Genomic DNA, 14,123 nt, shown 5'->3' on the forward strand with positions numbered 1-14,123 from the left:
CGAGCGCTGCAAACTTCGCGAGCTTGACGCGGGCATCATTCTGCCAAGCGCGGCCGAACGTTTGAAAATTCGTATCAGGCGCCTTGTCGAGATTCGCATGGTTCGCCGAGTGATTTGGCGAGACGACGATTGAAGGTGCGGCTGGCAGGGTAATCCTTGGCTTAGAAAAGAGATCCTTGGACTGGCACCTGCTGCGGGAACTTGATCTGTGTGGGTGGCTTCTCAACGATGACCAACGCGTCGTCGGGAGCCATCCGCTGCAAATGCCGGGCTTCCGTCCACGGCGCTGTCAGCCAGGTCTCCGTCTCGTCCGGTGTGGTCAGGATCACAGGCATAGCCTTCTCATGGATCGGCGCGATAAGGGCGTTCGGCTTGGTTGTCATAAAGGCGTATAGTTCAAAGTCACCGGGCCCATCCTTGACTTTTCGAACGCCCTGCCAGCGGGTCCAGAAACCAGCGAAGAAGAATAAAGATCGGCTTTCGTCACGGGCAAACCAGTAATTTCGCTGGATCCCTGTTTCTGGGTCCTTGTCGTTCGAGGTAGGGCTGGGTTCGGCAAAGCTGGTCACTGGCACGACACACCTGTGTTCGACGCCGACATACTGTTGCCAGTGCGAATATTGCGGATTGCGAACGTTCGTGGTGCCGTAGTCGGCCTTACCTTTCATGCGCTCTGGCGGCGTCGGCAAACCCCAAAGCAGTTTCGCTAGCTCCCGATTCCCCTGTGGCGTGTTGCGAACAACCGGGCCGAGCTGATTGGGATAGATATCCACTGAAGGTTCGAGATTGCCGATGACGTCGCGCAGGGTGCGTGTCCATTGGCGGACCGCCTCTTGCGTCGTGGTGATGTTGTAGAGGTTGCACATTCACCCAGCATTGCGGAATTGGCTTGCGTCTGCAACCGAAGTCGATCCGCGATAGGATGGCCAGGCACCCATCCTGACAGCGCCATGTCAGCTATCGAACGGTCCGGCGGTGGTCGGCCAGCAGGCGGTTCCCTATTTGCAATGGGTCTGAACAGGAGGAACACAAATGACGACAGCGGAAATTGCCAAGGATTTCACCGAGCTCCTCAAGCAGGGCGACAATGAAGGCGCTGCCGAGAAGTACAATGCCGACGATATCGCCAGTTACGAAGCCATGGAGGGGCCGATGGCCGTCAGCCACGGCAAGGCGGCTCTCAAGGAGAAGAGCCAGTGGTGGCAAGAGAACAACGAAGTGCACGGCGGTTCGGTCGAGGGTCCCTATGTCAATGGCGACCAGTTCGCGGTGCGCTTCACGTTTGACATAACGCCCAAGGCCACGGGCCAGCGTGTCACCATGGATGAGATCGGCCTTTACACGGTCAAGAACGGCAAGATCACCGAAGAGCGATTCTACTACTAGGGCCCGAAATACCATCGGCTCTCGGGAGCCTTTCGCTGAATGGATCCGAAATGGCGGCCACGGGTATGCCCTGGCCGCCACGTAAGTTGTTCAAATCGTCTTCACATATTGCGCGAGTTGATCGGCCACCGTGCCCCAGCCGTCGAAGAAACCCATCTCTTCATGGTTGTTGCGGGTGGCCTCGTCGCGATGGATGGCGGTGGCGGTGTAGCGCGTGCCCTTGCCGTCCGGCTGGAGGGAAATGACCGCGGTGATGAAGGGCTCGCCCGAGGGCCGATAGCCAGGCAGCAGCGCATCCGTCCACACCAGCCGCTCGTTCGGCACGATTTCCAGATAGCAGCAATGGCGGTCGTTGACCTCCTTGCCGTCGGGCGACTGCATGCGCGTCCTGAACAGGCCGCCCGGCCGCAGATCGATCTCGCAGTCGGTGATGACCCAAGGCTTCGGCGTGAACCATTGCTTGACATGCTGCGGTGTCGTCCAGGCTCGCCACAGCAATTCGCGTGGCGCATCGAGCACGCGCTCCAGCGTCAGGTCCAGCCTCGGATCCGGCTTGAACGGATAGCTCATTTTTCTGTTTCCTTGAGGGTCATGACATAGGCGTCGAACTGGTCGAGGCGGCGCTCCCAAAGCGTGCGCTGTTCGGCCAGCCAGCTTTCGGCGAGCTTCAACGGCTCAGGCGCAAGTTCGTAGGTCCTGACCCGCCCAGTCTTTTGCGAACGAACCAGCCCGCAGCCTTCGAGAATCTTGAGATGGTCGATGAAGGAGGGCAGGGCCATGTCGAAGGGCTGGGCGAGTTCGCTGACCGACGCGGGGCTCCGGTTCAGACGCTCCACAACGCGCCGCCGCGTCTGGTCGGCAAGCGCGCGAAAGATACCGTCGATCGGCGGGGGGCTCGGGTTTGCGCTCTGAAGGCTGGTCATCATTGGTCCTGGGTCGTCGCCAAAACGGTCAACAATACTTAGGGAAATTCCTTAGTATTGGCAAGCACCAAATTTCGGACATGCCGGCCAAGCTGCTGGCAAAGCGGGAAGGGCGGTTTTAGGCTGTGGGCGGATTCGACTGTCAGCCAGGGGACCACGCTTTGACGATCACCATGTACGGCATCACCACCTGCGACACGATCAGGAAGGCGCGCGTCTGGCTGGAAAGCCATGGCGTTGCCTATCGGTTCCACGACTATCGCGCCGAAGGGATCGAGGCAGCCAGGCTGAATGGCTGGGTCGGCAAGGTCGGCTGGGAAAAGCTGCTCAACAAGGGCAGCACGACGTTTCGCGAACTGCCGGAGGCGGACAGGCAAGGCCTCGACGAGAAGAAGGCGAAAGCGCTGATGATGGCCAGGCCGACGATGATCAAGCGGCCAGTGCTGGAAGTCGGCGACAATATCCTCGTCGGGTTCAAGCCGGATGTTTATGAAGGGGCGGTGGGCGGGAAGTAGACCCGACTCTCACCCCCGCCGCGATCCTTCGCGCCCCCTCTGTCCCGCCGGCGTCTCGATGTTATGCGTGGGCTCGCAAATACCCCGCCAGCGCCACGGCGTTGTTATGCGCTTCGTCGTGGGCGCCATAGAGCAGCGTCACCTTGCCGTCGCCGAGCAGGGCGCGCAGTTGCGCCACCGCCTTTTCATTCCCATCCAATTCGCCACGATACCGCTTCTGGAATTCCGCCCAGCGCGCCGGCTCATGCCCGAACCATTTGCGCAGTTCGTCGCTCGGCGCGATCTCCTTCAGCCACAGCGCCAGCGCCGCATCCTTCTTGGCGACGCCGCGCGGCCATATCCGATCCACCAGCACCCGCTGGCCATCGTCCTTCCCGGGTGCTTCGTAGACGCGCTTGACCGCGATGTCGAAGGCCATCACACCTCCGCTGGTCTACAGCCCCTGGGCCCACTCGCCCTTGCGCATCACCGGCACGCGGGCGCCATCCCTGGCGACGCCGTCAATGTCGATCTTGTTCGACCCGATCATCCAGTCGATGTGGATGAAGCTCTTGTTGCCGCCGCGTGCCGCGATTTCGTCCTGGCTGAGCGAGGCGCCGTCGACGAAGCACTTCGAATAGCATTGGCCGAGCGCGATATGGCAGGCGGCGTTTTCATCGAACAGCGTGTTGAAGAACAACAGGCCGCTGGCCGAGATCGGCGAGGAATGCGGCACCAGCGCCACCTCGCCGAGGCGGCGCGCGCCTTCGTCGGTGTCGAGCACTTTCTTCAGCACGTCCTCGCCTTTCGAAGCCTTGGCCTCGACGATCCGCCCGCCTTCGAAGCGCACCGAGATGTCGTCGATCAGCGTGCCTTGGTAGGACAGCGGCTTGGTCGAAGACACGTGGCCCTCGACCCGCCTCGCATGCGGCGTGGTGAAGACCTCTTCCGTCGGGATGTTGGGGTTGCAGGTGATGCCGTTCTTGGCGGTCGAGGCGCCGCCCATCCACTCATGGCCATCCGCCAGCCCGACCGTCAGGTCGGTGCCCGGTCCGGCAAAATGCAGCGAATGGAACTTATGCTCGTTCAGCCATTTGGTGCGCTCGGCTAACGCTGCGTTATGGGCCTTCCAGTTGCCGATCGGATCCTCGACGTCGACGCGCGAAGCGGAGAAGATGGCGTCCGCCAGCTTCGCCACCGCGACATCGTCGGGCTCGCCCGGAAATACCTGTTTTGCCCAGGCCAGATCCGGATAGGCGACGATGTTCCAGTTGATGTCGAAGCCGGTGATCTTCTCCAGCGCCGGCTGGTAGGCCATCGAATTGGCCTTGTTGGCGCGCGCCACCTTCGCCGGATCCTGCGTCGACAGCAGCGACGGATCCTCGCCGCGCACGGCAAGCCTGGCCGCATTGTTGGAGAAGGCCTTCGCCATGCCTTCATAGAGCCAGCCGGCGGCGCGGTCGAAGCCGGCGTCGGCGCCAAAACGGTAGCGCGCCAGCGTCATCTCGTCATCGTTGAAGATCGGCGTCACCAGCCCCGCGCCGGCCTTGTAGGCATGCTCGACGATGCGCCTGGTCAGCGGCAGCGCCGCGATCGACGATGTCAGCACCAAATCCTGTCCGGGTTGCAATTGCAGCCCGACCTTGATTGCGACCTCCGCCAGCCTGTCGAGCTTCACCGGGTCGATCGTTGCGGAAACGCCGCGCGAATGTGTGGTCATGATCCTGCCTGTCGTAGTGGGATGTCTGATTGAACATAGACCGGTGCCGCGGTGCTTTCCACCGCGATCGCGCCGCTTGGCTCCGCGACCGACGATCCGAACTGCGCCATCGTCGCCGCGATCTCTTCCTTGATCCAGATTTTGAAGTCCCGGACCTTGCGGCTCTCGGCTTTGGTGGTGGAGGTCACCAGCCAGTAGCCGAGTCCGCTCTGGGCGCGGATTCCGAACGGTGCCACCAGCCGCCCATCGGCCAGCGCATCGGCCGTCAGCAATTGCCAGCCCAGCATCACGCCATGGCCGGCGATTGCCGATTCCAGGCACAGCATCGGGTCGGTGAAGCGCGCACCTTTCTGGAAGGTGACGGGTTGAACGCCGGCGGCCGCGAACCAGCTTTCCCAGTTGATCATCGCCCGCTCGTCGGTGATGGCGCAGGTCTGCGCCAGGTCGCCGATCGACTTCAGTTTTCTTGCAATGCCAGGCGCGCAGACCGGGAAGACTTCCTGCGCCAAAAGCAGCTCCGCCTTTCCGCCCGGCCATTTGCCATCGCCAAGCCGGATGGCGATGTCGACATCCGAGCGATCGAGATTGGCCAGCCGCACCGAGGCATCGATACGCAACAGCACGTTGGGATGCCGGTCGAAGTGCCGCGACAGCCGTGGCAACAGCCATTTGGAGGCGAAGGCCGGTGCTGCAGAAACGACCAATGTGCATTGGGTCGCCTCGTCGGCCAGTGCCACGGCCTGGGCAAGCTCGCGAAATCCAGCGCCAAGGCGGGCCGCGAAGACCGCGCCGAATTCGGTCAGCACGAGACCGCTCGTCGTGCGCTCGAACAGTGCCTGGCCGAGCTGTTTTTCGGTGCGGCTGATCTGCTGGCTGACGGCGCTGACAGAAACATTGAGTTCGCCGGCGGCGGTCGTGAGCGAGCCGAGACGGGCGACGGTTTCCACGGCGCGAAGGCCGTTGAGATGAACGCGGTTGAGCATGGCCATTTGAGATTTTCTAAACCGATCCGGCCGAAATCTCAATTGAAAGAGATATCGAAACGGCGGACTTTATGGATGGAGACAGGCCCTATGGAGCCGGAAATGTTGAGGATATTGTTGTCGCTGAAGGTCCTGTTCGCCGCCACTTCTTCCGACGACACGCGCTGCGACATCGATACGCTGAGGTGGCTGACCGATCCGCTTGCGCATCCGGCGCTTGACGCTATGTCGGAGCGCGAGCTCGGTGATGTGCCATTCCGGCTGACGGCGCGCCGGACCGTGCATGAGACCGTTTCACTGAGCGCCGGTTTCGGCGGGCGCTGCTGAGCGCAACTCGGGCACTGAACTGGCCCAACATAAGGCGGATTGTTTCACCCGCCCGCACATTTATTGTGCACTGCAATGACTTCGCCCCAATCGACAGCGCTGCGTTACGCCTTCGCCGGAATGATCGCCATGGCGGTGGCCATGGGCATCGGCCGCTTCGTTTACACGCCGATCCTGCCCGGCATGATGGAGGAACTGCATCTGTCGCCGGCCGATGCCGGCTGGATCGCCTCGGCCAACTATCTCGGCTACCTCGTCGGCGCGTTGGCGGCGGCGGGCAACTGGGCGCATGGACGCGAGCGTTTGCTGATGCTCGTCGCCCTCGGTGCCAGCGCCATGCTGGCCGCCCTGATGGGGTTGACCGACACCATGGCCGCCTTTCTCGCCATCCGTTTTCTGGCCGGTCTGGCGAGCGCCTTCGTCATGGTGTTCATGGCCAGCATCGTTTTCAGCCATATCGCTGCGGCCGGGCGCGGCGACCTGCAGGCCTGGCATTTCGGCGGCGTTGGCCTCGGCATCGCGATATCGGCGGCGATGATGGCCGTACTGGTCACGGGTCACGCCGGGTGGGCGCAGGGCTGGCTGTGGTCAGGTGCGATTTCGGTTTGCGGCTTCGTCGCCGTGGCGCTGCTGGCGCACCAGGGTCCGCTCACCAATGGCGAAGCCCTCCCGGAACCGGCGCTGCCGAAAGACCGGTCGCTGATGAAGGTGATCGTCGCCTATGGCCTGTTCGGTTTCGGCTATGTGGTGACGGCGACCTTCCTCGTCGCCATTGTCCGGCAAGGCGGCGGCAGCCGCGTCTTCGAGGCCGTGGTGTGGATGGTTGCCGGCCTTGCCGGTTTCCCTTCGGTCTGGCTGTGGCAGAAGATAGCGGCGCGGATCGGGCTCTATGCCGCCTATGCCTTGGGATGCTTCGTCGAAGTTGTTGGCGTTACCGCGAGCGTCGCCGCCGGCGGGCGCACGGGGCCGCTGCTTGGGGGCGTGCTGCTCGGCGGCACCTTCATTGCCATCACCGCACTTGGTCTGCAGGCGGCGCGGCGGCAGGCCCCAGGGTCGCCCCGGCGCGTCTTTGCCCTGATGACCGCCTCCTTCGGTCTTGGCCAGATCATCGGCCCGATCGCGGCCGGGCTTCTGGCGCAAGCGTCGGGCGATTTCTTCCTCGCCTCCATCGTCGCCGCGGCCGTCCTGGTCGTCTCCGGCGCCGTCACATGGTCGGCTGCGCCAAAATCGCCATGATTTGCCGTCTTGCTCCGCGCCTGAGATCGGGCAGGCATTTTCTTTCCCCCTAATGTGTGACTTTATGCCCGCCGACTGATTTGCGCATAGATCGAGGAATTCGCCACAGTGTTCGTATCCTTCTTCCCGCAGCCGAAGCTCTTCTTCTCTTCGGCCGCCATCTGGAGCCTTGCAGCAATCCTGTTCTGGTTCTTTGGTGGCGAACAGATCGGCGCTTTTTTTGGGTTGCCACCCAATGCTCCTGATGTCGCGAAGATCGTTGGCGTGTCGGTTTTCTGGTCGAAGCCATTTCTTTGGTTTTATGTATATTTTTCCTTGGCAGTTATCGTTTTCTACGGATTTTGGGCCTGGTACCGGCCACACCCGTGGCAGAACTGGTCTATTCTTGGGTCGTCTCTAATTCTTTTTGTGATTTATTATCAAGTTCAGGTGAGCGTCGCTTTCAACGATTGGTATGGCCCGTTCTATGATTTGATCCAAAAGGCGCTTGGTACCCCATTTTCTGCGACTCCATGGGATTTCTACTCGCAGCTTCTCACGATTACGTGGATAGCGCTTTTGGCAGTTACGGTGGGGGTCCTCAATAGATTCTTCGTTAGTCATTGGATCTTCCGCTGGCGCACCGCAATGAATGATTACTACATGGCCAATTGGAGCAGGCTGCGCCATATCGAAGGTGCATCGCAACGCGTCCAGGATGACACGATGCGGTTTTCCAACATGATGGAGGGTCTGGGAGTTAGTCTGGTGAGTTCGATCATGACATTGATCGCATTCCTGCCGCTTCTGATGCGGTTTTCTGCGGTTGTCACGGAACTCCCTCTTGTCGGTGAGGTGCCGCACTCACTTGTGGTGGTTGCGATACTGTGGTCGATTTTCGGCACTACTTTCCTTTGGCTGGTTGGCATCAAGTTGCCAGGGCTCGAGTTTCGGAATCAGCGTGTCGAGGCCGCTTACCGCAAGGAACTTGTTTATGGTGAGGACGATGCAAATCGTGCACAGCCGCAGACTGTCAGGGAGCTATTCGCTAGTGTTCGAAAGAATTATTTTAGGCTATATTTCCACTATGTATACTTTAACATCGCCAGGATATTTTACCTGCAGATCGACAATATATTTCCCTATATCGTCCTTGTTCCTACGATGGTGGCGGGGAAAATTAAGCTTGGAGCGCTTAATCAAATTCTTAACTCATTCGATCAGGTCCGTTCTTCGTTCCAATACCTCGTCAATTCTTGGAGCGAGATCGTCGTGCTGACGTCCATATATAAACGCTTGCGCGCTTTTGAAGCGACTTTGGATGGCGAGCCGCTTCCCAGCATAGATCGCCGCTTTATTGAACGCCACGCCCAGCAGTCCGATCCAGCTTAACAGAAGAGGAATCAGCGGTTGGCGGCTCAGCCGCCAACCGCTGCCTGCCTTTGGACGCCATCCTGCCGCGAAACATAATCGCGAAAACTGATGCATTCGACATCTGATTTGACGCAGACCTCGCCGGCAAAGCGTTCCAGCGCGTTCCAGTAGGCGCCGTCATTCATCAGCGTGAAGTGGAAGCCGAGTTCCAGCGGAATGCGCTTGCCCTGATATTGCGCATCGAAGGCGGTGCGAAACGCCTGATAGGTCCGGTCGGCGAACTCCCCGGCCTTGCTCGGCCGCTCGAAGCCGCCGGAATGCCTGATATAGAGATTGTAGTCCATGGCGATCACCGGCCGCGATGTCGGTCCCTCCGGGATTAGCGGTAGGGAAAAACGGGTGATGCCGCCGACGGTCGGCGGCAGGGCAGGGCCCTTTGAAACGCCGCTGGCGTCGAATTGATAGCCGGCCGCCGGCAGTGCCTCGTAAAGCGCTTTGCCTGTCGACAGATACGGTGCCCGGAAACCCACCACCGCATGCCGCGCGAAATCACGCCAGCCCTCGGGTTCGGGCGCAATGCCGTTGATCGCATAGGCGTTCTCGAGAACGTGCTCGAAGGAGCCGAACTCTTTCAGCCAGTCGGCCTTGGTCCAGTCCTTGCCGTCGAAATGGCCGCAGACGTGGCTGGCGATGTCGTGGCCCTCGTGGGCAGCGAGGCCGATCTGTTCCAGCCGCTCGGCCACTTCCTGCCTGGAGACGGCAAAGCCGATGTTGGATTTGCCCGCGCTCTTGCCCGGCGCGGTATATTGGCCGCGTGTCTCGGGCGACAGCAGGAAGACGCAGGACAGGAAATAAGTAAAATGCGCGCCGGTGCGCTGGGCCAGCGCCCTGCTGCGCTTCCATTGCGAGATGTCGCGCGCGCTGTCGAAGGAGATGATGACGACCTGCTTCGGCCTTGGTGCTGGTGGCGCCGACGGGTCGGCCAGGGCCGCGCCGGCGGTGGCGAACGAGGCAATCGAGAACGCAACAACGCGGGACAAACAAGGGATCGGCAAATTTACGGACTCCGGATGGTCGGCAAGCCGGCTATCGCGCAAATGTGGCGCCGGTGCGATTGGGGTTTTCGTGGGTTTGCCCCGGCAATAGCCGATTTTCCGCTCGAACCCCTTCCATGCCGACAAAATTTCGCTAAAACGCGGGCTCATGAACCGCCCCGGCCCGGGGCAGGAATGGTTTGATTGATGTCCGACGACAGTTTTATCCGCGAAGTCAATGACGAGATGCGTCGCGAACAGGCGCAGAAGCTGTGGGACCGTTTCGGCCCGGCCTTGCTTGTGATTGCCATCCTGGTGGTGCTCGGTACCGCCGCCTTCGTCGGCTATCGCTATTGGGACGAGACACGCGCCAACCGCTCCGGCGACGCCTTCTCGCAGGCGCTGAAGCTCGCCAATGACGGCAAGAACGATGACGCGCTGGCCGCGCTCGTTCAGCTGGAAAAGGATGGCTACGGCGCCTATCCGCTGCTCGCCCGCATGCGCGCCGCGACCGTCAAGGCCAACAAGGGCGACGTCGATGCGGCCGTCAAGGATTTCGACGATGTCGCCGCCGACACCGCCATTCCCCAGGGTCTGCGCGACATGGCGCGGCTGAGGGCGGCGCTCCTGCTCGTCGATCACGGCTCCTTCGCCGACGTGTCGAGCCGCGTCGAGGCGCTGACATCGGACACCAACACGCTGCGCCACAGCGCGCGCGAGGCGCTCGGGCTTGCCGCCTGGAAGGAAGGCAAGACCCAGGACGCCCTGAAACTGTTCGACCAGATCGCCTCCGATGACGGCGCCCCGCGCAACACGCGAGAGCGGGCGACCTTGATGTCCGAGCTGATCCGCGGGTCGGGCAGTGCATCGTGACCTTCAAAGTCGCCATCATAGGCAGACCTAACGTCGGCAAGTCGACGCTTTTCAATCGGCTGGTGGGAAGGAAGCTGGCGCTTGTCGACGACACGCCGGGTGTTACCCGTGACCGCCGTGTCCATGCCGCCAAGCTTTACGATCTGCATTTCGATGTCATCGACACAGCGGGCTTCGAGGATGCCGGCGCTTCGACCTTGCCGGGACGCATGCGCGCGCAGACCGAAATCGCCATCCGCGAGGCGGATCTGATCTTCTTCACCATCGACGCCAAGTCCGGCCTGTTGCCGGATGACAGGACCTTTGCCGAGATCGTGCGCAAATCCGGCAAGCCGGTCGTGCTGGTCGCCAACAAGGCCGAGGCGAAGGGCGCCCAAGGCGGCATGCTGGAGGCCTGGGAGCTCGGGCTTGGCGAGCCGATCCCGGTTTCGGCCGAACATGGCCAGGGTATGCCCGACCTGCGCGACGCGGTGATCGAAGCGCTTGGCCAGGCGCGCGCCTTCGGTGAAGACGAGGACGGCGAAGACGAAGAAGCCGCCGCCAACGAAGTGCTGATCGGCGAGGACATCGCCGATCCGGATGCCGAGCCGGCCTATGACGACACCAAGCCGATGCGCATCGCCGTCGTTGGCCGTCCTAACGCCGGCAAGTCGACGCTGATCAATGCACTGATCGGCGAGGAGCGGCTGCTGACCGGACCGGAAGCCGGCATCACCCGCGATTCCATCTCCGTCGACTGGGACTGGCGCGGCCGCCGCATAAAACTGTTCGACACGGCCGGCATGCGCCGCAAGGCCAGGATCCACGAGAAGCTGGAAGTGATGTCGGTGCAGGATGGCTTGCGCGCCATCCGCTTCGCCGAGATCGTCATCATCGTGCTCGACGCCACCATTCCCTTCGAGAAGCAGGATCTGCAGATTGCCGACCTGATCATCCGCGAGGGCCGGGCACCGGTGATCGCCTTCAACAAATGGGACCTCATCGACAACCCGCAGGAGCTGTTGGCCGAACTGCGCGAGAAGACCGAGCGGCTGTTGCCGCAGGCGCGCGGCATCCAGGCCGTGCCGGTCTCGGCCGAGACCGGACGCGGCCTCGACAAGCTGATGGATGCGGTGCTGAAGACGCACAAGGTCTGGAACAGCCGTGTTTCGACCGGCAAGCTCAACCGCTGGCTCGAAGCCATCCTGACGCATCATCCGCCGCCCGCCGTTGCCGGGCGCCGGCTGAAGGTCAAATACGTCACCCAGGCCAAGACGCGGCCGCCGGGCTTCGTGGTCCAGTGCTCGCGGCCGGATGCGATGCCGCAAAGCTATGTCCGCTATCTCTCCAACAGCCTGCGCGAAGCCTTCGACATGCCCGGCGTGCCGATCCGCATCGCGTTGAGGACGTCCGACAACCCCTTCGCCGGCCGGGCGAAGAAGCGCTGAGGCTCGGCTCGGCAACGCTTAAGCGACTTTCAGCAGGTTCTCTTTCGTCTCGGCGCCCTCAGGCAACGCCTCGAACGCCGATTGCAGCAGGATGTCGGCCAGCCGCGCCGCGACCGGATCGAGCTCGGCATCCTTCTGATGCAGGTGCAGCGCCATCTTCGGCAGCGGCGGCAGCCCGAGCACTCCGGGCGCGAGCGCCCTGACATTCGCGGGCAGGCCGATATCGGTGCGGATCGTCAGCCCGAGGCCTGCCGCCACCGCCGCCCATATACCGCCAAGGCTAGGGCTGGAGAACGCCATGCGCCAGGGCCGCCCGGCACGATCCAGCGTCTCGGTCGCCACGGTGCGCAGCAGGCAAGGCGCCTCGAACACAACCAGTTGCAGCGTCTCGTCAGTGTGTGGGCCTGCCTCCATCGGTTTTGCCGGGCCGATCCAGCGCGCCTGCACGTCGGCGACATGCCGGCTGTATGGCAGCTTCGTGCCGTCATGCCAGGCGAGCGCGATGTCGAGATTGCCGGAGAGGATACGCTCGGCCAACTCGTGGCTGCGCCCGATCCGTGCTTCGATCCGAACCTTGGGATGGGCACGGGCGAAGCGCCCGAGCACTTCCGGCAACACGGCCTCGCCGAAATCCTCCTGCAGGCCGAGCCGCACCCAGCCCTCCAGTTCGACGTCACGGATGGCCAATGCTGCCTCGTCATTGAGCTCGATCAGGCGCCGCGCATAGCCAAGCATCGTCTCGCCGGCTTCGGTCAGGGACAGGCCACGCCCCGCCTTGCGGAAGATCGGCGTATCGGCCTGCTCCTCCAGTTTCTTCAACTGTGCGCTGACGGCGGAGGTCGAGCGGCCAAGCCGCTCGGCTGCCCTGGCGAAACTTCCCAGTTCCATCCCGGTGATGAAAGTTCTCAGCACGTCAAGATCGAATGTGACACGTCGCATTGGATCGTCCTTGTTTTCAGGATTATCAATCAAAAACTTCCTGATTTTATGGATGAAGCTATGGCGCTACATCCATCCCGTCAAGGCCGCTCGACCGGCGTCACGGGAATGGAATCATGTCTGCCACCGTCATTCGCAACGATTGCCAGCCATCCGGGCGAGGCGCCGCCACCACCCCGGCCGGCCGGACCTTCGGGCCTAATCATCGCTGGAAGGTCCTGGGTATCGGGGTTGCCGCGAACGCCGGTTTCTCGGCCACTTTCTCGGGCATACCGGCCACGGCGGTCGTGCTTCGCCAAGGCTATCACTTGAACAATGCCGAACTCGGCCTGGTGCTCGGTCTTCTCGGGCTGGGGGTTGCGCTCAGCGAACTGCCATGGGGTCTGCTCACCGACCGGTGGGGGGATCGCCGCGTGCTTCTGATCGGGCTTGGCGCGACGGCGGCGTGGCTGCTTGCGATGGCGATCCTCGTCGTGCCGACGAGGGCGGGCATTCCCGATGTCACGCTGCTGGCGGCAAGCCTGCTCGTCACGGGACTGCTCGGCGGCAGTGTCAACGGTTCGAGCGGCCGCGCCATCATGGCCTGGTTCCGGGAGAATGAGCGCGGTTTTGCCATGAGCATCAGGCAGACGGCGGTGCCGCTTGGCGGCGGCCTCGGCGCGCTCGTCCTGCCTTCGCTTGCCCTGGCTTTCGGTTTTGCCGCGGTGTTCGGGCTCCTGGCGGCGGCATCCGCTCTCTCCGCCATGTTCGCCTGGCGTTGGCTGCACGAACCGCCGGCGGCGGGTGGCGGCCACGCCGTTCCGTCCGAGGTGGCCGGCCCGGCGCCATTGCGCAACACAGAGGTCTGGCGCATTTCGACCGCCATCGGCCTGCTCTGCTTTCCGCAAGTGGCGGTCCTCACTTTCGCGTCGGTGTTCCTGCACGACTTTGCCGGACTTGGCACGACGGCGATCAGCGCCAGCCTCGCCGCGGTGCAGGTCGGTGCCATGGTCATGCGCGTCTGGAGCGGCCGCTTCACCGATCGCCACGGCAACCGCCGTCAGTTCCTTCGCTTGTGCAGTGCGCTGAGCGCCCTGGCCTTCGTGATGCTCTGGATGCTGGTTCTGGCCGTACCCGCAATGCCGGACAGCCAATCCGTCCTGATCGCTGTCCTGCCCTTGGTGCTTGTCGTCGCCGGCATCTCGGTCTCCGCCTGGCACGGCGTTGCCTATACCGAGCTTGCCACGCTGGCCGGTGCCGGCCATGTCGGAACCGCGCTCAGCCTCGCCAACAGCTTTGTCTTCGTCGGCTTCTTCCTGGTGCCGGTAGCCATTCCGGGGCTGCTGCAGCTCTGGTCCTGGCCCGGCGTCTGGCTGTCGGCCGCGGTTTGCGCGCTGATCGCCTGGCCGATCTTCCTGCGGCCAGCGGCCCGATCCGAAGCGGACTAAC

The 14,123-nt window shown here is 62.5% G+C and carries 16 protein-coding genes; 8 read left to right on the forward strand and 8 right to left on the reverse strand.

What is annotated here, in order from left to right; genetic code table 11:
• Positions 1-161: 161 nt before the first annotated feature.
• A complete protein-coding gene (locus O7A70_RS17660) occupies positions 162-866 on the reverse strand; it encodes an SOS response-associated peptidase (protein WP_337141519.1) in 705 nt (234 codons plus the stop codon).
• A gap of 166 nt (positions 867-1,032) precedes the next feature.
• On the opposite strand from O7A70_RS17660, the gene O7A70_RS17665 reads away from it, so the two are divergent.
• Entirely contained in the window at positions 1,033-1,386 is a 354-nt protein-coding gene (locus tag O7A70_RS17665) for a nuclear transport factor 2 family protein (protein ID WP_337141520.1), read from the forward strand.
• A 90-nt stretch (positions 1,387-1,476) separates the two neighbouring features.
• Here the strand turns inward: O7A70_RS17665 and O7A70_RS17670 are convergent, their stop codons facing one another.
• Together O7A70_RS17670 and O7A70_RS17675 are read right to left on the reverse strand one after the other, a co-directional pair.
• Complete coding sequence (locus tag O7A70_RS17670) at positions 1,477-1,956, reverse strand: SRPBCC family protein (protein WP_337141522.1); 480 nt, start codon at positions 1,954-1,956, stop codon at positions 1,477-1,479.
• Positions 1,953-2,309 carry an ArsR/SmtB family transcription factor gene (locus O7A70_RS17675; RefSeq protein WP_337141524.1) on the reverse strand — a complete coding sequence of 119 codons (357 nt, stop codon included), beginning with the start codon at positions 2,307-2,309 and terminating at the stop codon, positions 1,953-1,955. The genes O7A70_RS17670 and O7A70_RS17675 overlap by 4 nt, the downstream gene beginning before the upstream one ends.
• A gap of 161 nt (positions 2,310-2,470) precedes the next feature.
• On the opposite strand from O7A70_RS17675, the gene O7A70_RS17680 reads away from it, so the two are divergent.
• Positions 2,471-2,824, forward strand: a complete 354-nt coding sequence (locus tag O7A70_RS17680; RefSeq protein WP_337141526.1) for an ArsC family reductase — start codon at positions 2,471-2,473, stop codon at positions 2,822-2,824.
• 61 nt (positions 2,825-2,885) lie between these two features.
• Here O7A70_RS17680 and O7A70_RS17685 read toward each other — a convergent pair whose 3' ends face one another.
• Genes O7A70_RS17685 through O7A70_RS17695 form a run of 3 tightly spaced genes read right to left on the reverse strand, consistent with a single transcriptional unit; the run spans position 2,886 to position 5,512 of the window.
• A complete protein-coding gene (locus O7A70_RS17685; protein ID WP_140771668.1) occupies positions 2,886-3,242 on the reverse strand; it encodes a DUF488 domain-containing protein in 357 nt (118 codons plus the stop codon).
• A 15-nt stretch (positions 3,243-3,257) separates the two neighbouring features.
• The gene (locus O7A70_RS17690; RefSeq protein WP_337141528.1) at positions 3,258-4,523 is read right to left on the reverse strand and encodes an aminopeptidase; all 1,266 of its coding nucleotides are present in this window, start codon (positions 4,521-4,523) and stop codon (positions 3,258-3,260) included.
• Positions 4,520-5,512, reverse strand: a complete 993-nt coding sequence (locus O7A70_RS17695) for a LysR substrate-binding domain-containing protein (protein WP_337141530.1) — start codon at positions 5,510-5,512, stop codon at positions 4,520-4,522. The genes O7A70_RS17690 and O7A70_RS17695 overlap by 4 nt, the downstream gene beginning before the upstream one ends.
• Before the next feature lie 96 nt (positions 5,513-5,608).
• On the opposite strand from O7A70_RS17695, the gene O7A70_RS17700 reads away from it, so the two are divergent.
• From O7A70_RS17700 to sbmA, 3 genes are all read left to right on the forward strand, one after another.
• On the forward strand, positions 5,609-5,833 hold the full coding sequence (locus O7A70_RS17700; protein WP_032935024.1) for a hypothetical protein: 225 nt from the start codon (positions 5,609-5,611) through the stop codon (positions 5,831-5,833).
• A 75-nt stretch (positions 5,834-5,908) separates the two neighbouring features.
• Positions 5,909-7,069 (forward strand): YbfB/YjiJ family MFS transporter, encoded by a 1,161-nt coding sequence (locus tag O7A70_RS17705; RefSeq protein WP_337141533.1) that lies wholly within the window; start codon positions 5,909-5,911, stop codon positions 7,067-7,069.
• Between the two features lie 108 nt (positions 7,070-7,177).
• Entirely contained in the window at positions 7,178-8,440 is a 1,263-nt protein-coding gene (gene sbmA, locus O7A70_RS17710) for a peptide antibiotic transporter SbmA (RefSeq protein ID WP_337141534.1), read from the forward strand.
• 26 nt (positions 8,441-8,466) lie between these two features.
• On the opposite strand, the gene O7A70_RS17715 is transcribed toward sbmA, so the two are convergent.
• The gene (locus tag O7A70_RS17715; RefSeq protein ID WP_337141629.1) at positions 8,467-9,471 is read right to left on the reverse strand and encodes a polysaccharide deacetylase family protein; all 1,005 of its coding nucleotides are present in this window, start codon (positions 9,469-9,471) and stop codon (positions 8,467-8,469) included.
• Positions 9,472-9,663: 192 nt separating this feature from the next.
• Here O7A70_RS17715 and O7A70_RS17720 point away from each other — a divergent pair, with 192 nt between their 5' ends.
• Both O7A70_RS17720 and der read left to right on the forward strand, forming a co-directional pair.
• Positions 9,664-10,329 carry a tetratricopeptide repeat protein gene (locus O7A70_RS17720; RefSeq protein WP_027142295.1) on the forward strand — a complete coding sequence of 222 codons (666 nt, stop codon included), beginning with the start codon at positions 9,664-9,666 and terminating at the stop codon, positions 10,327-10,329.
• Positions 10,326-11,756 (forward strand): ribosome biogenesis GTPase Der, encoded by a 1,431-nt coding sequence (gene der / locus O7A70_RS17725; RefSeq protein ID WP_337141536.1) that lies wholly within the window; start codon positions 10,326-10,328, stop codon positions 11,754-11,756. Before O7A70_RS17720 ends, der begins: the two co-directional genes overlap by 4 nt.
• Positions 11,757-11,774: 18 nt before the next feature.
• Here the strand turns inward: der and O7A70_RS17730 are convergent, their stop codons facing one another.
• Positions 11,775-12,695 carry a LysR substrate-binding domain-containing protein gene (locus tag O7A70_RS17730; RefSeq protein ID WP_337141538.1) on the reverse strand — a complete coding sequence of 307 codons (921 nt, stop codon included), beginning with the start codon at positions 12,693-12,695 and terminating at the stop codon, positions 11,775-11,777.
• Between the two features lie 116 nt (positions 12,696-12,811).
• On the opposite strand from O7A70_RS17730, the gene O7A70_RS17735 reads away from it, so the two are divergent.
• Positions 12,812-14,122 (forward strand): MFS transporter, encoded by a 1,311-nt coding sequence (locus O7A70_RS17735; protein ID WP_337141540.1) that lies wholly within the window; start codon positions 12,812-12,814, stop codon positions 14,120-14,122.
• Position 14,123: the final 1 nt, after the last annotated feature.

Origin of the sequence: Mesorhizobium sp. Cs1299R1N1, assembly GCF_037179655.1 — a bacterium.
GTDB lineage: Bacteria > Pseudomonadota > Alphaproteobacteria > Rhizobiales > Rhizobiaceae > Mesorhizobium > Mesorhizobium salmacidum.